The 18,151-nt window shown below is 62.9% G+C and carries 16 protein-coding genes; 13 read left to right on the top strand and 3 right to left on the bottom strand.

The window, feature by feature from the left end:
* Positions 1 to 76: 76 nt before the first annotated feature.
* Complete coding sequence (locus tag ACUXUR_RS03325) at positions 77 to 745, bottom strand: class I SAM-dependent methyltransferase (protein ID WP_445500924.1); 669 nt, start codon at positions 743 to 745, stop codon at positions 77 to 79.
* Positions 742 to 1,887 carry a glycosyltransferase family 4 protein gene (locus tag ACUXUR_RS03320; RefSeq protein WP_445500923.1) on the bottom strand — a complete coding sequence of 382 codons (1,146 nt, stop codon included), beginning with the start codon at positions 1,885 to 1,887 and terminating at the stop codon, positions 742 to 744. Before ACUXUR_RS03320 ends, ACUXUR_RS03325 begins: the two co-directional genes overlap by 4 nt.
* Positions 1,888 to 1,992: 105 nt before the next feature.
* On the opposite strand from ACUXUR_RS03320, the gene ACUXUR_RS03315 reads away from it, so the two are divergent.
* The 7 genes from ACUXUR_RS03315 to ACUXUR_RS03285 all read left to right on the top strand — a co-directional run bounded on the left by ACUXUR_RS03315 (position 1,993) and on the right by ACUXUR_RS03285 (position 7,563).
* Positions 1,993 to 2,322, top strand: coding sequence for a SemiSWEET family sugar transporter (locus ACUXUR_RS03315; RefSeq protein ID WP_445500922.1), 330 nt, complete (start codon positions 1,993 to 1,995; stop codon positions 2,320 to 2,322).
* A 27-nt stretch (positions 2,323 to 2,349) separates the two neighbouring features.
* Positions 2,350 to 3,519: a DNA topoisomerase IB gene (locus ACUXUR_RS03310; RefSeq protein WP_445500921.1), complete on the top strand. Its 1,170-nt coding sequence runs from the start codon at positions 2,350 to 2,352 to the stop codon at positions 3,517 to 3,519.
* A gap of 60 nt (positions 3,520 to 3,579) precedes the next feature.
* Complete coding sequence (locus tag ACUXUR_RS03305) at positions 3,580 to 3,912, top strand: hypothetical protein (RefSeq protein ID WP_445500920.1); 333 nt, start codon at positions 3,580 to 3,582, stop codon at positions 3,910 to 3,912.
* Positions 3,913 to 3,987: 75 nt separating this feature from the next.
* Positions 3,988 to 4,866 carry an MBL fold metallo-hydrolase gene (locus ACUXUR_RS03300; RefSeq protein ID WP_445500919.1) on the top strand — a complete coding sequence of 293 codons (879 nt, stop codon included), beginning with the start codon at positions 3,988 to 3,990 and terminating at the stop codon, positions 4,864 to 4,866.
* 67 nt (positions 4,867 to 4,933) lie between these two features.
* Positions 4,934 to 6,370, top strand: a complete 1,437-nt coding sequence (locus ACUXUR_RS03295; protein WP_445500918.1) for a cytochrome ubiquinol oxidase subunit I — start codon at positions 4,934 to 4,936, stop codon at positions 6,368 to 6,370.
* Between the two features lie 12 nt (positions 6,371 to 6,382).
* Positions 6,383 to 7,432, top strand: coding sequence for a cytochrome d ubiquinol oxidase subunit II (cydB, locus tag ACUXUR_RS03290; protein ID WP_445500917.1), 1,050 nt, complete (start codon positions 6,383 to 6,385; stop codon positions 7,430 to 7,432).
* Complete coding sequence (locus ACUXUR_RS03285) at positions 7,432 to 7,563, top strand: hypothetical protein (protein WP_445500916.1); 132 nt, start codon at positions 7,432 to 7,434, stop codon at positions 7,561 to 7,563. Before cydB ends, ACUXUR_RS03285 begins: the two co-directional genes overlap by 1 nt.
* 108 nt (positions 7,564 to 7,671) lie before the next feature.
* Here ACUXUR_RS03285 and ACUXUR_RS03280 read toward each other — a convergent pair whose 3' ends face one another.
* Entirely contained in the window at positions 7,672 to 8,517 is an 846-nt protein-coding gene (locus ACUXUR_RS03280) for a hypothetical protein (protein ID WP_445500915.1), read from the bottom strand.
* 395 nt (positions 8,518 to 8,912) lie between these two features.
* Here ACUXUR_RS03280 and ACUXUR_RS03275 point away from each other — a divergent pair, with 395 nt between their 5' ends.
* The 6 genes from ACUXUR_RS03275 (at position 8,913) to ACUXUR_RS03250 (ending at position 18,101) form a co-directional block, all read left to right on the top strand.
* Positions 8,913 to 10,688 (top strand): type I secretion system permease/ATPase, encoded by a 1,776-nt coding sequence (locus ACUXUR_RS03275; protein ID WP_445500914.1) that lies wholly within the window; start codon positions 8,913 to 8,915, stop codon positions 10,686 to 10,688.
* Entirely contained in the window at positions 10,689 to 12,014 is a 1,326-nt protein-coding gene (locus tag ACUXUR_RS03270) for an HlyD family type I secretion periplasmic adaptor subunit (protein ID WP_445500913.1), read from the top strand.
* Between the two features lie 231 nt (positions 12,015 to 12,245).
* Positions 12,246 to 14,480, top strand: a complete 2,235-nt coding sequence (locus ACUXUR_RS03265) for an alpha,alpha-trehalose-phosphate synthase (UDP-forming) (protein ID WP_445500912.1) — start codon at positions 12,246 to 12,248, stop codon at positions 14,478 to 14,480.
* Between the two features lie 22 nt (positions 14,481 to 14,502).
* Positions 14,503 to 15,243, top strand: a complete 741-nt coding sequence (gene otsB, locus ACUXUR_RS03260; RefSeq protein WP_445500911.1) for a trehalose-phosphatase — start codon at positions 14,503 to 14,505, stop codon at positions 15,241 to 15,243.
* A 4-nt stretch (positions 15,244 to 15,247) separates the two neighbouring features.
* Positions 15,248 to 17,059 carry a glycoside hydrolase family 15 protein gene (locus tag ACUXUR_RS03255; RefSeq protein ID WP_445500910.1) on the top strand — a complete coding sequence of 604 codons (1,812 nt, stop codon included), beginning with the start codon at positions 15,248 to 15,250 and terminating at the stop codon, positions 17,057 to 17,059.
* A 64-nt stretch (positions 17,060 to 17,123) separates the two neighbouring features.
* A complete protein-coding gene (locus ACUXUR_RS03250; protein WP_445501262.1) occupies positions 17,124 to 18,101 on the top strand; it encodes a glucokinase in 978 nt (325 codons plus the stop codon).
* Positions 18,102 to 18,151: the final 50 nt, after the last annotated feature.

Raw genomic sequence — 18,151 nt, 5'->3', positions numbered from 1 at the left:
TCCACGGCGGCCGTTCGGGATCAGGCCGTCGCCGTTTAGCTGATGCCAAAAGCCCTTCCCGTCAAGCGCGGCATGGTCAACAGGTCGCTAGGCGACCCGGAATCCGAAATTCCCAGACGCTCGTCCTCTTGATCTCGGCATCCTCGAGGGTCCGCGTGACCGGAACCTCGTAGTCTGCAAGCCTGTCGAGCCGCTCCCGGGGAAGGTAGCTGCGGCCCGGGTCACCGATGAGAACGGTGGCGCCCCTCCGGCTTAAGTCGAACAGCCAATCCGTGACCCGCTCCGCGAGGTCACGCTCGTAGCAGATATCGCCGGCCAGAACGGTGTCCCATCCCTGATCCCGCCCGATCAGATCCGCCTGAACGGGCGTGACGGTGACGCCGTTCGCCTCGGCATTAAGCCGGATCGCGGCGATGGCGAAGCTGTCGATGTCGCAGGCGACGACCTCGGCGGCGCCCGCCTTCATGGCCGCAATCGCCACGAGGCCCGAGCCCGATGCGAAATCGAGAACGCGCCGTCCGCTCACGGTTTCGGGATGGTCGAGGATGTAGCGGGCCAGGGCCTGTCCACCGGCCCAGGCGAAGGCCCAGAAGGGCGGAGGCAGGCCGATCTCGCCCAATTCCTCCTCGGTCTTCTGCCACAGCTCCGTCGCCTCGTCGGCCACATAGAGAGAGAGTTCCGGCGTGTGGGGCACGGGCAGAAGCCGTGTTTCGGCGCGGATGAAGGCGAAAGGGTCCGTGATCATGAGCTCAGCATCGAGGCGTAAAGCCGTTTGACGCTTTCCATCACATCCCGCTCCGTGAAGCCATCGAGAACGCGGGCGCGCGCCGCCTCGCCCATGCGTGCGACGAGCGCCGGATCGTCCGCGAGGGACAGAAAGGCTTCGCTCAGAACCGTCGCATCATGGGGCGCGACGACGAAGCCCTCCACGCCGTGGCGCACCAGGGTGCGGCAGCCGGGGACATCGGTGGTGACGATGGCCCGGCCGCAAGCCGCCGCTTCAAGGAGCGTGCGAGGCAGGCCCTCGCCGCCCCGGGAGGACAGGCAGGCGACGTGGTGGTCGCGCCAGACGGCGGAAATGTCCTGCGTCGCGCCCTGCCAGGAGATGCCCGGTTCCGCGCTCCACGCCTTCAGGGTTTCTTCCGGAATGGCCTTCGGATTGGATGGATCGGGTGCGCCATAGAGGGAGAGCTCGACCGCCGCTCCCTTCGCTCGGGCCGTGCGCAAAGCCTCGACGGCGAGATCGACGCCTTTCGACCAGAGCATGCGGGCAACGAGAGCAATCCTCAGCGGCGGCTGCGGGGGCAGGGGAGAGGGTCTGAGCGCCTCGGGGTCGATGCCCGCGCCTCCGACGACGGTGACGTTGGGTCCTGTCGGATCGAGATCGAGGAGCTTAGGGTCGTCCGTGTTCTCGAAGAGATAACGGGTCTTCTTCGTTTCGAGGCCGCGGACCAGCAGCCGTAAGGCTCGTTGCGACAGGCGTCCGATCCGGTCGGTTCTCGCGCCCAGGAAGCCGAGGCCCGTGAGCGCATAGACCCGGCGGCTGACCCCCGCGAGGGCGGCCGCGAAGCCTCCGACCAGGATGCTCTTCAACGCGATGCAATGGACGATGTCGGCCTTCTCGTCCTTCAGGATCGCGGCGAGCTGGCCGGCGGCAAGACCGGCCTTCCAAGGATTGATGCTGCGCCGCTCGGCCTCGAGCGGGATCACCTGCGCGCCCGTGGCCTCGATCATCTCGCGATGCGCACGCACGCGCGTGACGACCGCAACCTCGAGCCCCAGCTCGCGCGCGGCCCGCGCCATCGGCAGGAAATGGGAGGCGAAGAACCAGTCCTCGGTGACGATGAAGACGAGCTTGCTGCCTGAGAGGTTGGGACGATCGGACAAGGGGGACCTTCAATGAACGAGCCGTGCCGTTCTAACGATCCTGGCCCTTCGAGGGAACCACCCATTTCGTAAACCCGTTGCACCCGGCCTGGAAAGGAGGCGCGCATGAGCGAGTGGTTGCCGACGATCCTGGCGACGGTTGCGGGAATTCTCTCGACGGCGAGTTTCGTGCCGCAGGTGCTCAAGGCCTGGCGGGAGCGCGATACGGCGGCGATCTCCAAGCGGATGTACATGGTGACCGTTACCGCCTTCGTTCTGTGGTCGACCTACGGCTTTCTCATCGGCGCCGTTCCGCTCATCGTCTTCAACCTCCTGAGCCTGGCCTTGAGCGGCACCATTCTTGCCTTAAAGATCCGTAACGACCGGCAGGACGCCCATGCGCAGGACAATGCGTCCGCATCACGCAGGGAACCGGGCATGGCGCAGCCCGGTTGACCCTCTGCTTTTCAAACAAGGCTAACCATGCTGCTGGGTCCGACCTCCTCCAATGACACGATCGTCGATCCGCGCGACGCCGCCGAAACAGCGGGGTTGACTTATGTCTCCGACGAGGAGCCCGGCATCCGGCGCAAGAAGTCCGGCAAGGGATTCACTTATCTGCGCCCGGACGGGAAGAAGGTCGAGGACAAGGCGACGCTCGACCGCATCAAGTCGCTCGCCATTCCACCCGCCTATACGGATGTATGGATCTGCCCCAAGGCGAACGGTCACATCCAAGCGACGGGGCGTGATGTGAAGGGGCGCAAGCAATATCGCTATCACTCTGCTTTCCGCGAAGTGCGGGAGAGCACGAAATACGAGCGCATGCTCGAATTCGCCAAAGGTTTGCCCGAGATCCGCAAGACCATCGACGAGCATATGAGCCGGCCGGGCCTGCCGCGCGAGAAGGTGCTGGCGACGGTGGTACATCTTCTCGAGAACACGCTGATCCGCGTCGGCAACGAAGATTATGCCAAGCAGAACAAAAGCTATGGCCTCACCACCCTGCGCGATCCGCATGTGAAGGTGGATGGCAGCGAGCTGCGCTTCCAGTTCAAGGGCAAGAGCGGCAAGACCTGGAAATTGCAGGTGAAGGATCGCCGTGTCGCGAAGATCGTGAAGGCCTGCCAGGATTTGCCGGGGCAGGACCTGTTCCAGTATCTGGACGAGAATGGCGAGCAGCAATCGGTCACGTCCTCGGACGTGAATGCTTATCTCAAGGAGATCACGGGGCGCGACATCACGGCCAAGGACTTCCGCACCTGGGCGGGCACCGTGCTCGCAGCCCTGGCGCTCGCCGAATTCGAGCAATTCGACAGCGAGGCCAAAGCCAAGAAGAACATCCGTGAAGCCATCGAGCAGGTCTCCGCGCGCCTCGGCAACACGCCCACGATCTGCCGCAAGTGCTATGTGCACCCGGAGGTGTTCTCCTGCTATCTCGAAGGCAGCCTGCTCATCGAGGTCAAGAAGGAGATCGAAACCGAGCTGCGCGAGGATCTGCCGTCCTTGAGGCCGGAAGAAGCGGCGGTGCTGACCCTGCTGCAGGAGCGGTTGTCCCGTGAGGTCGAGCAGCCGGCGAAGAAGCCCGCGAAAAGCCGCCGCACGACAGCGAGCAGGAAGCAGGGTACAAGCCCGCCCGAGATGCGCGCGTGACACCTTGACCCTCATCCCTTCTCCATGCTCCATCGCATCGGCAATGAGAGTGAGGATAAGATGGGCCGCTCGATTACAGCATCTGTTGTTCTCGTATGGATGCTGGTGGGCTTGAATGTCGGCGCTTGTGCGCAGGAGCCGAGCTGGCCCGAGGTCAAATGCGCCCGCTACAAGAAGGCATGGTCCGAAGCTCTTTCGCGGATGGGCAAGACGGGACTGGGGCATGAGTTCCTCGACCGGCACGAATTCTTCCTGGCGTCAGGCTGCGCGACACAGGCCGATGTGTGTCCCCGTTCCACTGAGGAATTGGCGCTCGCGAACATGATGGTGGTCGCCGCCATGAATGCCGGAACCGCGAGCACCTTCCCGCCTTTCGCCTGCAAGAAGCGTTAAGAGCGGCTGCGGGTTCGAACATTCTCCTGAACTCCGGCGTTAGAGTTTCGCTCCGTCCTGTCAGCGAGGCTCTCCATGCGCATTCACCATCTCAATTGCGGTTGCATGTGTCCTCTGGGTGGAAAGCTCTGGGATGGCGTGAGCCGGGGTCTGACCGGGCAACTCGTATGTCACTGCCAGCTGATTGAGACGGACCGCCATGGACTTGTCCTCGTCGATACGGGAATCGGCTCCCGCGACGTGGAGGATCCTTACGAGCGGATCAGCCCGCTCTTCGTCCGCGTCAATCGCATCCAGCTGGATCATCGCTACACCGCCCTGGAGCAGGTCAAGAGCCTGGGCTTCTCCCCCCGGGATGTGCGTCACATCGTGCTCACGCATCTCGACTTCGATCATGCGGGCGGCCTGGAGGATTTCCCCGAGGCGACGGTGCATGTGCTGCGCGCCGAAGTGGAAGAGGCCGAGGTGCGCCAAGGCTTCATTCACCGCCGTCGCTACCGTCCCGAACAATGGGACGGTGTCCGTGACTGGCATTTCTATGATCCTTCGGGCGAACGATGGTTCGGCTTCGGCTCCGTGCGCGATCTCGACGGCCTGCCGCCCGAGATCCTGATGATTCCGTTGCCCGGCCACACGATGGGCCATGCCGGCATTGCCATCGACACGCCGGAAGGCTGGCTTCTCAATGCGGGCGATGCTTACTTCCATCGTCATGAAATGGACGAGGTGCCGTCCTGCACCCCGGGGCTTCTCGCCTATCAGCGCCTGATGGAGGAGGACCGGCCCCTGCGCCTCCACAACCAGGAGCGGTTGCGGGCTCTGGCGAACGATCCTCAGAGCGACGTGAGAATCTTCTGCAGCCACGATCCGGTGGAACTCGAAGCCTTGCAGCGCCTCAGCACGGGATGGCGGCCGCTGAGAGCAGAATTCATTCCGCATTCGCAGGTCTCATAGGATCGCAGCCTCTGGTCCCGTGCCGCCTGCGCCCTAAAAGCAGGACAGGTGTTATAGGGGAAGCGATATGGAACTCGATGCCCTGATTCTGTCGCGCATCCAGTTTGCGTTCACGATTGCGTTCCATATCATCTTTCCGGCTTTCACCATCGGCCTCGCGAGCTGGCTTGCCGCGCTGGAATTCAACTGGCTGCGCACGAAAAATCCGCTCTACCGCAATCTCTTCCGGTTCTGGGTGAAGGTCTTCGCGGTGTCCTTCGGCCTCGGCGTCGTGTCGGGCATCGTCATGAGCTATCAGTTCGGCACGAACTGGTCGCGCTTTTCCGAGATTGCCGGAAACGTCGTGGGGCCGTTGATGGCTTACGAGGTCCTCACAGCCTTCTTTCTCGAAGCGGCCTTCCTCGGCATCATGCTCTTCGGCTGGGAGAGGGTGGGGGACAGGCTGCACTTCTTCGCCACCTGCATGGTGGCCTTGGGCACGCTGATCTCCGCTTTCTGGATTCTGTCCACGAATTCCTGGATGCAGACGCCGGCAGGATTTGCCATCGAGAACGGCAAGATGGTGCCGGTCGATTGGTTCGAGATCGTCTTCAACCCGTCCTTCCCCCTGCGCTATGCGCACATGGTGATGGGCTGCTACATCACCACGGCCTTTGCGGTGGCGGGCATGTCAGCGTGGATGCTGCTGCGCCATCCGCATGATGCACCGGAGGCGAAGCTCGCTGCTTCGCGGCGCTCCCTCTCGATGGCCTTGTGGTTCGCCGCCATCTTCGTGCCGGTCCAGATCGTGATCGGCGATCTGCATGGCCTCGGTGTTCTCAAATACCAGCCGACAAAGCTCGCTGCGATCGAGGGCAACTGGGATCGCATGTCCAACATGCCGCTTCGCCTCTTCGCCATTCCCGATGAAGTGGCGGAAACGAACCATTACGAGATCGGGATTCCGAAGATCGGCAGCTGGGTTCTCACCCATGCTTACGACGGCGTCGTTCCGGGTCTCAAGGAGGTGCCGAAGGAGGATCGTCCGCCGGTCTGGCCCGTGTTCTTCTCTTTCCGCATCATGGTGGGCCTCGGCTTCGCGATGCTCGGCATCGGCCTGTGGAGCCTCTATCTTCGCTTCAAGGGCACGCTGTTCACGAACAGGCCATTCCTCACCGCCACGATGCTCATGACGCCCTCAGGCTTTGGCGCAGTGCTCTTCGGCTGGTTTACGGCCGAGATCGGCCGCCAGCCCTTCGTGGTCTACGGACATCTGCGCACGGCAGATGCGGTCTCGCCCGTGGCTGCGGGCGCAGTGGCGGCATCGCTTGTCACCTTCTTCGTCGTCTACGCCTTCATCTTCGGCTTCGGCTCCTATTATCTCGCCAAGCTCCTGCGGCGCGGGCCCGATCCGGTCGAAGACATTCGCGGCGACGACATGGCCAAGAAGTCGAAGCGGCCGCTTTCCGTGCCGGACGAAGGCATCGAGGGCAGGCCGGGTCATCGGGCGCAGCCGGCGCGATAGGAGGGCGAGAGCATGTTCGGATTTGGGAACGAATACGAAGGTCTCGCCTTCTGGCTGCCGCTGATCTGGGCAGGGTTGATCGCGGTGGCGGTGGCCATGTATGTGATCGTCGACGGTTTCGATCTCGGCGTCGGCATTCTCTTCAAGGCCGCGCGCAGCGAGAACTGGCGCGACCGGATGATGTTTTCCGTCGCTCCCATCTGGGACGGCAACGAGACCTGGCTCATCCTCGGCGGCGGCGGTCTCTTTGCCGTGTTCCATGTGGCTTACGCGGTGCTCATGCCGGCGCTCTACGTGCCGATCATCCTCATGCTGATTGCGCTGATCTTTCGCGGAGTGGCCTTCGAATTCCGCTTCAAATCGGAGCGTTCGAAATTCTTGTGGGACAATGCGTTCTTCTTCGGCTCGCTGCTCGCCACGTTTTTTCAGGGAATGGTGCTCGGCGCCTTCGTGCAGGGCTTCGCCAATAACGGACACCAGTTCACCGGCGGTACGTTCGATTTTCTCACACCCTTCAGCGTCGTCACCGGCATCAGCCTCGTCTGCGGCTACGGGCTTCTCGGCTCCACCTGGTGCGTGATGAAGACGACGGGTGAGCTGGAGATCTGGGCGCGGCGCATGGCGGTTCGCTTTCTGATCGCGACGATCCTCGCCATGGGCATCGTGTCCCTGTGGGTTCCGTTCCTCGGGCGCCAGATCGAGACGCGCTGGTTCTCCTGGCCCAATATCGCCTTCCTCGCGCCCATTCCGCTGATCACGATTTACACGGCCTATCGGCTGTTCCGCGATCTCGAGGAGGGGCGTCACTATCGCCCGTTCTTCCTGGCGATCACGCTCTTCCTGCTCGGCTATCTCGGCCTCGGCGTCAGCCTCTTTCCCTATAACGTGCCGCCGAACCTGACGATCTGGGACACGGCGAACACCGTACATTCCCAGCTCTTCGCACTCGTAGGCTTTGCCATCGTGCTGCCGATCACCTTCGCCTACACGGCCTATGCCTATTACGTGTTCCGCGGAAAGGTGGCCGAGGAGATCCAGGGCGGCGGCTACGGATATCACTGATGCAGGCAGAAACGCATCGTGCATCGGAGAGGCGTTCCAAGCGCCTGCTCTGGTTCGTGCTCATCTATCTCGCAAGCCTCGCGGCTTTCGCCGCTCTCGTCTATGGCCTGAGATTCATTATCCCGCACTAGAGCATCGGGCGAGAAGAGTGGACTTGCACTTTCGGGGGCAGTCCGATGCGCTCCTCTTAGAGGAGCGCATTATTCGGGGCGGACCTCCGGGTCCGCACGATGCGCTAATCAGCGGTAGGTGCTGATAAGACCCTTGTCGGTTACCACGACCCAGCGGCCACCTCGGCGCTCGATGGCTTCCACACGGCCTGCACCTGGAATGGTATTGCCGGGCATCACCTCATAGATGCCGCGGTTGCGGCTCTCCACCAGAGCCGAACCGTTATAGACCTCGCGCAGCACCCAGCCTTCGACCGGCTCGGTCTTCGCCTGCTTCGCCGCGGGGGCGCTCTCGCGGTCGGGTTCGTTGGCAGGGGCTGCCGCTGTCGCGGCAGGCTTGCTCGCGCTCAAGCCATTCAGGCTTGCCATGATCTGGCTTTCCATGCGGGTGAGCCGTTCCTCGAGGGCAGACAGTTTCTTGCCCGGCTCCTGGACCGCAATGGTGAGGCGGTCGACCTTTTCTGCGAGCTTGGATTGGTCGGAGGCCTTGGAGGTGGATGCAGTATACGCAACGTCCCGAGCCGCCGTCATGGTGCCCTTCAGCGCCGCCAGATCGTCGTTGAGCTTGGACAGGATCTCCTGGCTGCGCGCGGTCTCGGCCTCCAGGCGGTGAATGGCATCCCGGTTGCCTAAGGTTCCCATGTAGGAGGCCAGCCATCCGGCGCCGACCAGCAGGACAGCCGTCCCGGCCTGCATCAGAAAGGAGTTCCTGGGGAATGACGCGGCGGCAGGAGTCTCCTGCCTTGCACGGGCCTCCAGAGCCGACGAGGGCGGAACCAGCCCCTGGCGGGCACTTTTGACGGCTTCGGCCAGAGCCGCGCTGGCAGCCGGGTCAATCTGGACAGGGCCCGCTGCCGGTTCGCCGGTGCGACCATGGTCCGCAGGGAGAGGGCGAGAGGAGTGAGACGTGTCCATATTGCGACCTCATTTGTGGGTCACATCGGCTTAACCATCAAAATTTACTAAACAGTTACGCTACGAAGAGGGTCACGTTACGTTCCCCCTTCGAATAGAGGGCAAGATTTTCTTGCCCAACAATTGCCAAGAGTTTTAGTTGACATAGTTATATGAAATAGGGTTACAACAAGGGTGGCGTAACGGAAGGCGCCACCTTTGGGGGCATCTCATCCATAAGAGCCATGAAAAAGCCGGGCACTCCCGCCCGGCCCTGCTAAGATGGTCTTACGGTCCAAAGCCCGACATCGAAGCCATCGCAAGATGGTAAACACCATGCTAGGATATAACCGTGCATGGTGGCACTGCAACTGAACGGTGTGCCGGGCAACCGGACCATCGATGGAAAGAAGATAATGAAGCAGGCATCGAGACATCGGGAAGAGAGCACAGAGGTCCAAGACGCTCTGAAATCGTGCTTACCTTCTTTTACCAGCGTGGCCGGCTTTTCGGCTGTCGTGAACATCCTCGCGCTGACCGGTTCGATCTACATGCTGCAGGTCTATGACCGCGTGCTGTCGAGCCGGAGCATCCCGACCCTGATCGGTCTCTCCCTCATCGTCCTGGCGGCCTATGCTCTTTCGGGCGGCCTCGACATGCTGCGCGGCAGGATGCTGGCACGCATCGGCGCCCGCTTCGACGAGATCCTCGCCCCCCGCGTGTTCGATCTCGTGGCGACCATGCCGCTGAAGGGTGCCAAGCAGGCCGAGAGCATGCAGCCGATCCGGGACGTGGACACGATCCGCGGCTTCCTTTCGAGCCTTGGCCCCACGGCTCTCTTCGACATGCCCTTCATGCCGATCTTCCTCATCGGCTGCTTCATGATCCACCCGTGGATCGGCGTCTTCTCCGTCATCGGCGGCGTGTGCATCGTCTTCCTGACGATCTACACGGACGCCAAGAGCAAGGAGCCGTCCCTGCAGGTGACGAAGAGCGGCGCCGAGCGTCATGCCCTAGCCGAAACGAGCCGCCGCAATGCGGAGGCCATCCGCGCGCTCGGCATGCTCGGCCATCTCGGCAAGCGCTATGACGCGGTGCATGTCCGCCACGTCAATGACGGCCTGACCGCCAGCGAATCGTCTGCCGGCATCAGCGCCTTCGCCAAGGTTTTCCGCATGGTTCTCCAGTCGGGCATTCTGGGCCTCGGCGCTCTCCTGGTGATCGAGGGGCAGATGTCGGGCGGTCTCATGATCGCCGGCTCGATCCTGATGTCCCGCGCTCTCGCGCCGATCGAAATCGCCGTCGCGCACTGGAAGGGCTTTACCGCGTCCCGTCAGGCCTATCGCCGTCTTCAGCACATCATGACCCTGGTTCCGGCGCAGGGACAGCGCATGCCGCTTCCCGCTCCGAAAGCAGCGGTGTCCGTGGAAGACGTTTACGTCTCCGCTCCGGGAGCTCAGTTCCCGATCGTCCAGGCCGCGTCGCTGCAGCTTCAGGCCGGGCAGGGTCTGGGTCTGATCGGCCCCAGCGCCTCGGGCAAGTCGACCCTCGCCCGTGCTCTCGTCGGCGTGTGGCCGGCCCTGCGCGGCGAAGTCCGCCTCGATGGTGCGGCGCTCGACCAGTGGGAGCCGGATGCTCTCGGCCGTCACATCGGCTATCTGCCACAGGACGTGGAGCTGTTTGAAGGCACCGTTGCCGAGAATATCGCCCGCTTCCAGTCGAAGGCCAAGCCGGAGGACATCATTGCCGCGGCGCAGGCGGCAGGCGCTCACGAGCTGATCCTTAACCTGCCGAACGGCTACGATACGGTTCTCGGCGAGGCCGGCGCCTCTCTCTCGGGTGGTCAGCGCCAGCGCGTCGCTCTGGCCCGCGCCCTCTACGGCAATCCGTTCCTGGTCGTGCTCGACGAGCCGAATGCCAGCCTCGACGGCGCCGGCGACGAGGCGCTCAATCAGGCGATCCTGTCGGTCCGGCAGCGTGGCGGCATCGTCGTCGTCATTACTCATCGTCCTGCCGCTCTCGGACAGGTCGATCATGTCGCCATCATGGAAGAGGGCCGTATCAAGGCCTTCGGCCCGCGGGACGAAGTCCTGCAGAGTGTGATGAAACGTAATACGGCCCCGGCGCAGGCCCCGACGGTACGGGTGCAGCCGGCGCAGGCGCAGGCCTCGAACCTGCGGGAGGTTGGTTAAATGATCGTCCTACAACAGCAGCCGCAAAAGCCTTCGCTGCACGAGAAGGTTCTGCGTCAGTCGAGCGTTGCCGGCATGGCCATGATCGCCTTGTTCGCCGGCACGATCGGTCTGTGGGCCGCCACCTCGACCCTGTCGGGTGCCGTCGTCGCCGGTGGTCAGTTCGTCGTCGACTCAAGCGTCAAGAAGGTCCAGCACGCCACCGGCGGCATTGTCGGTGAGCTGAAGGTGAAGGACGGCGATCGCGTCAAGTCGGGCGATCTTCTGGTCCGTCTGGACGAGACGGTGACCCGCGCCAATCTCCAGGTGGTTGCAAAGCAGCTCGACGAATATATCGGCCGTCAGGCGCGCCTCGAGGCCGAGCGCGACGGCGCCTCCGAGATCAAGATGCCGCCGGAATTCGCCAATCGCCTGAACGATCCGGCCGTTCAGAAGATCATGTCTTCCGAGCGGACCCTCTTCGAGGCGCGCCGCGCCACGCGCGATGCGCAGAAGGATCAGCTCAGGAAGCGGATCGCCCAGTCCCAGGATGAGATCAGGGGCCTGAGAGCCCAGCAGGAAGCGAAGGCCCGCGAGGCGGAGCTGATTACGGAAGAGCTCAAAGGCGTCCGCGATCTCTACCAGAAGAACCTGGTGCAGCTCCCGCGCCTGAATGCTCTCGAGCGTGATGCCGCCAGCATCGAAGGCCAGCGTGGCCAGCTGATCGCATCCGTGGCGCAGGCTGAAAGCCGCATCGCCGAAACCTCGTTCCAGATCATCCAGATCGACGAGCAGATGCGCGCGGAAGCCATGCAGGAGCTGCGCGAAATGCAGAGCAAGATCGCCGAGTACACGGAGCGTCGCGTGGCAGCTGAGGATCAGCTGAAGCGCATCGACATCCGCGCCCCCAGCGACGGCTATGTGCATCAGCTGAATGTCCACACTATCGGTGGCGTCATTTCGCCGGCGGAGCCCGTCATGCTCATCGTTCCCACGAACGACAAGCTCGAGCTCGAAGCCAAGGTTCTCCCCAACGACATCGATCAGGTGAAGGTCGGGCAGAAGGCGACCGTGAAGGTGCATGCTTCGAATGCGCGCATGATGCCCGATCTCCATGGCACCGTCAGCCGCATCTCGGCCGACGTGTCCCGCGACCAGCAATCGGGTGCGACCTTCTACACGATCCGCGTGGAGCTGCCGCAGGACGAGATCAAGCGCCTCGAAAACCTGCATCTGATCGCCGGCATGCAGGCCGAGGTCTTCGTCGAGGTGAACGAGCGTACGCCTCTCGAGTACTTCTTCAAGCCCATGAAGGACCAGATCGCCCGCGCCTTCCGCGAGCATTAAGTCCTTCAAAAGGATGGCTTCCAGACCGCAGCCGGCCTTGTGCCGGCTGCGGTTTTTTATGGCCTGGCGGGCTCCCGGCGGGAGCCTCAAACCTGGAAAGTTCGGGATGGAACCCCATAACAGGGACGGGCGCCCCAGGTGCGGCGTTCGGGTCAGAGGCCAAACATCGAGGTTTTCCCGAGTTTAGGCTTCAGCCTTCGACATGTCTGAAATGTTCTGGGAAGCAGAGGTTTGAGAATTATCTTTCGCTTCGGCGGTATTGCGTTGCTTGTCGCGGCCATTGTCATTCTGGCCGTTCTTCCGTTCGCCACATCCTTCGTGGAGCAGTGGACCCGGCGCGATGTGGAGCTGCGGTCCCAGCTTGTGTTCAATTCGGCCCGCGATCAGGTCGTGAGCCTTTTGGCCCGTAACGATGCCGCGCGGCTCGCCGGCCTTTTCGAGCGGATCGCCTCCGACGAGCGGGTTCTCGCGATCGGCTATTGCGACGGGGACGAACTGCGCTCTCCGACGCGCAACATGCCGCCATCCTTCACCTGCGAGCAGGCGGCAAGATCCGATACACAGAGCTTCTCCACCATTGCCGCCGAGGGCCGCAGCATCCTGGTGAGCTCGTTTCCGCTGATCGTGGCCGGACGCGAGGGGCACCTCGTCGTTCTGCACGACCTCAGCTATGCCGACAAACGGGGAGGGGAGGCGCGCAATTATCTCTTCCTGGCCCTCGCGGGGGTCGCTTTCGGCGCGGCGGCGCTCGCGGCCATGATTGCGGCATTGATCATGAGGCGCTGGCTCGCCTCCATTCGCCAGGCTCTGGAGAACGCTCGCGCGGGAGCTGCAGGTGCTCCTGAGCAGGAGAACATGATTCCTCTCGGTCAGGAGATCCGCGACGTGCTCCAGGAATTGGAGGCCTCCCGACGGACGATCGATGCGGCGCATACCGATTGGAACCCCGACACGCTTCGGGCCGCTCTGGCCAACGAATTGTCCGGATCGGAGGTGATCGTGGTCTCGAACCGCGAGCCCTACATCCACAACCGCACCGAGAGCGGAGGGGTCTCCCTCCAGATCCCGGCAAGCGGCCTTGTCTCGGCTCTCGAGCCGGTCGTGCGTGCCTGTGGCGGAACCTGGGTGGCCCATGGCAGCGGCACGGCGGATCGCGAGATGGTGGACGCCAATGACCGGGTGCCGGTGCCGCCGGCTCATCCCTCCTACACGCTGCGCCGGGTCTGGCTGACGGATGAGGAGCAGGACGGGTATTATTACGGCGCGGCCAACGAGGGGCTCTGGCCTCTCTGCCACATCGCTTTCGTGCGGCCGATCTTCCGCGAGCAGGATTGGCAGTTCTACCGCGCCGTCAATGAAAAGTTCGCGGATGCGGTGGTGGCCGAAGCCAAGCGCGAGGATCCCATCATCCTGGTGCAGGATTATCACTTCTCGCTTCTGCCGCGCATGATCCGCAACAGATTGCCTCAGGCCACCATCGTCACTTTCTGGCACATTCCCTGGCCGAATGCAGAGACCTTCGGCATCTGTCCTTGGCGCGAGGAAATCATCGACGGCCTGCTCGGCTCCTCAATCCTCGGCTTCCATACGCAGGCCCATTGCAACAATTTCATGGATGCCGTGGATTCCTATGTCGAGAGCCGTATCGACCGGGAGAAGGATTCAGTCACCTTCGGTGGCGAAGAAACCCTGATCCGTCCCTATCCTATTTCCATCGAGTGGCCCCCGACGGCACTGGAAGGCCAGAAGCCTGTCGAGGAATGCCGCCGCGTCGTCCGCGAGCGCCTCGGTTTTCCGTTGGACATGCGCATCGGAGTCGGCATCGAGCGGTTCGATTATACCAAAGGTATCCTCGACCGCATGCAGGCGATCGATGCGCTGCTCAACGAGCATCCTGAATGGAAGGGCAATTTCGCCTTCGTCCAGGTCGCCGCTCCCACGCGCAGCAAACTTGCCAATTACCGGCAGCTTCAGGAAGAGGCTGAAGCCCTCGCACGCGAGATCAATGAACGGCATGGCGGCAATGGGTATGAGCCGATCAAGCTCCTGATCCGCCATCACGAGCCCGACGAGGTGTTCGAGCTGTTCAGATCCGCCGATCTCTGCATCGTTTCGAGCCTGCACGACGGCATGAATCTCGTGGCCAAGGAGTTCGTGGCCGCGCGCGATGACGAGGAGGGCGTGCTCATTCTCTCGGCCTTTGCAGGGGCCTCGCGTGAGCTGTCGGAAGCCTTGATCGTAAATCCTTACAATGCTCACGCCATGGGAGAGGCCATCAACCGTGCGCTGACCATGTCACAGAATGAACAGCGTGAACGCATGCGGTTGATGCGCGACCAGGTCAAGGAACGGAACGTCTATCGCTGGGCCGGGCAGATGCTGCTTGCCGCCTCGCGCTTGCGCAAGCGGCAGAGGATTCGTCGCCTCATCGCCTCCGGCAGAAAGCGGGCTCCCGCCAATGCATGATGCGCCCGTTCAAGGATCCGCTATGGATGGAGCCTACGCGCTCTTTCTCGATTTCGATGGAACGCTCGTGGATATCGTCGAGCGGCCCGATGCCGTCGTGGTGGACCCGTCCTTGCCTGACATACTCAATCTTCTTCAGACGCGCCTGGACGGGGCGCTTGCCGTCGTCAGCGGAAGACCGATCGCCTTTCTCGATCAGCATTTCCTGCCCTATCAATTCGACATGGCGGGGCTCCATGGTCTCGAGGAGCGCATCGCCGGTGAGCTTCAGCTCTGCGATCCGGAGGAGCATCCCCAGTTGCGCCGGATGATCGGGCGCTTGAACGACGCGGTCTCTGCCAAGCCGGGCGTGCTGATCGAGGACAAGGGCTGCTCCGTTGCCATCCATTGGCGACTTGCGCCGCAGGAGAAGGAGTTTGCTCTGACGACGGCCCATGCCGCCGTGGAAGCTCTGGGGAGCGAGTATCGCCTTCAGCACGGCAAGGCCGTTGCGGAAATTCTTCCTTCCGCAGCGGGCAAGGGAAAGGTGATCGAGAGATTCCTTCATGCGTCGCCGTACAAGGGGCGAAGGCCGATTTTCGTCGGTGATGACTTGACCGACGAGAATGGATTCAGGACGGTGAATGACCGTGGCGGCCTGTCCGTCCGTATCGGTTCAGGTGAAACCATTGCCAGGTTTCGCCTGGGAACGCCTGCGGATCTGCGACATTGCCTGTCAGAATGGGCGTCGAAGGGCGCCCTTCCTTTCAACGTGGATGATTGATGAGATGAGCTCACTGGACCTCGCCGTCATCGGTAATTGCATGATTGCGGCCCTGGTGGATCGCCGGGCGCAAATCGTCTGGAGCTGCTTCCCCCGGTTCGACGGCGATCCGGTTTTCTCGTCGCTGCTCGACTCTCCTGAAGGGCAGACGGATGCGGAGCAGAAGGGCGTGTTTGCCATCGACATGGTGGGCATGGTCAGCTGCGAGCAGAGTTATCTCCAGAATACCGCCATCCTCGTCTCGCGCATGACGGATTCCTTCGGCAACATCCTCGAGATCACGGATTTCGCGCCACGCTTCAAGCATTACGACCGCACGTTCCGCCCGCCGATGCTGATCCGCCGCGTCACGCCCATCAAGGGTCGTCCCCGGATCCGTGTGCGGCTGCGTCCGCATTACGAATGGGGCGGTATCACGCCGAACACGACGCGCGGCAGCAATCACCTGCGCTTCGTGGGGCCGCGCTATTCCTTGAGGCTCACCACCGACGCGTCTGTATCCTATGTCCATGAGGAGCGGCCCTTCGTGGTGGAGCGGCCGATATCCTTCTTCTTCGGAGAGGACGAACCGCTGCGTTCCGAGACCGACACCACCGCGCGCGAGTTTCTCGACAGCACGACTGATTTCTGGCTCGACTGGGTCCGTTCGCTCTCCATCCCCTTTGACTGGCAGGAGGCGGTGATCCGCGCCGCGATCACCCTCAAGCTCTGCAACTTCGAGGAAACGGGCGCCATCGTCGCGGCGCTGACGACTTCGGTGCCGGAAGCGCCCCATACGCAGCGCAACTGGGATTATCGCTATTGCTGGCTGCGTGACGCCTATTTCGTCATCCAGGCGCTGAACCGGCTCGGCACGACGAAGACGATGGAGGAATACCTCACCTACATCACCAACATCGTCGACGACATGGACGCCATTCCGGGTCAGAGGGACATGCCGCCGCTGTTCAGCATCTCGCGCTCGCCCGATCTCGAGGAGCGCGAGGCGACGGCCTTGGCAGGCTATCGCGGCATGGGGCCGGTTCGCGTGGGCAATGCGGCCTATACGCAGATCCAGAACGATGCCTATGGCTCCGTCGTGCTGGCGTCGGTCCACGCCTTCCTCGACAAGCGCCTGATCCGTGCGACAGGCAACCGGGCTTTGTTCAGGCATCTGGAGAAACTGGGTCACCGGGCCATCGAGGTTTTCGACCAACCCGATGCAGGCCCCTGGGAGCTGCGCACGAAAGCGGCCGTGCACACCTTTCCGAGCGTGATGTGCTGGGCCGCCTGTGATCGGCTGACGAAGATCGCCGTCGCCATGGACCGCCAGGACCGTGCTGCCTTCTGGCGGGAGAATGCAGACCGGATGCACCGCATCATCGACGAGCGGGCCTTCAACCCTGAGAAAGGCACCTTCGTCTCGTCCTTCGATGGTGAGCACCTGGATGCGACTCTGCTCCTCCTGTCCGAGCTCAACTTCGTCAAGCCCGACGATCCTCGCTTCATCGCCACCGTGGATGCGGTGGGCAAGGCCCTGCGGCGCGGGGATCTTCTCCTGCGTTATGATGTGGAAGACGATTTCGGGCGCATGCACACGGCTTTCATGATCTGCGGCTTCTGGTACGTGGATGCTCTGAACGCTATCGGACGCAAGGACGAAGCCCGGGAGCTGTTCGAGCAAATCTTGAGCTTGCGCAATTCCTTCGGCCTCTTTTCCGAGGATGCCGACTTCACGACCGGTGAGTTGTGGGGCAACTTTCCCCAGACCTACTCCATGGTGGGTCTCATCAACTCCGCCGTGCGCTTGAGCCGGAGCTGGGAAGACGCGTTCTGACGGTGACCGTTCGGGCGGGGTTAAACAAGGACCATAGGCTCTCTCGATGTTTGCATTTCCTGTTCTGCTTGGGGATATCGGCGGTACGAATGCGCGCTTCGCTGTCCTGCCCGCCCCCGGAGAGCCCGTTCACCTCTTGCCCCGCACCCTGACGGCCGACACGCCCGATCCCGTCGATGCCATCAGAATCGCCCTCCAGGGTTATGATGGGGCGGCGCCCCGTTCCGCCATGATCGCGGTCGCGACGCGTGTGGACGCGCCTGCGATCCGTCTGACCAATGCTCAGTGGGTGGTCGATGCCGAGGCCATCGGCAGGGCGCTGGGTCTCGAGCGCGTGACTCTTGTCAACGACTACACGCCGGTCGCGGCCTCGGTGACGGTCCTGAGCGAAGAGAAGGGAGATCTCGCGCCCATCGGCAGCGGCCGCCGGGAGGCAGATGCCCCTCGCGTTGTCCTGGGGCCGGGCACGGGTTTGGGCGTCGGCGCCCTTGTTCCGGTGGAGGATCGCCTCGCCATCGTGGCGACCGAGGCGGGTCACATCGAGTTCGGCCCGTCGACGGAGGAGGAGGCCGCGCTCTGGCCTCACCTTGAGCGCGTCGGAGGGCGCATTTCGGCCGAGGTTGTCCTCTCCGGTCCCGGCATGTTCCGGATCGCGAAAGCCATGGCAGCCCACCGCTGCGTCCAGTGCCCCTATGCCAAGCCGAACGATGTTCTGGCTGCGGCTCGCGAGGGTGACGAACTGGCGCAGGCGGCGCTCGATCTCTTCGCCCGCTGGCTCGGGCGCTATGCGGGCGACATGGCGCTGACCTTCGAATCCTCCGGCGGCGTCTTCATCGCCGGCGGCATCGCGCCGCGCATGGTGGACATTCTCCAGAGCGGCGGCTTCCGGGAGGCCTTCGACCGCAAGGCCCCCCATGATTCCTGGGCGCGCAGGGTGCCGGCCTTCGTGATCGTCAATGCCGAGCCGGCCTTGCAGGGGTTGGCCGCACTCGTTACGAAGCCGGAGCGCTTCGTGTTCAAGTCGCAGGGGTGGACAGCTTAGACGTCAGCCTCATGCCTTGAGCACGGTTCAACAAACCGCCTCAAGGCTGA

Source organism: Microvirga medicaginis, assembly GCF_052658925.1.
Note: the sequence above shows the minus strand (reverse complement) of the source record. Positions and strands in the feature narration are given on the sequence as shown.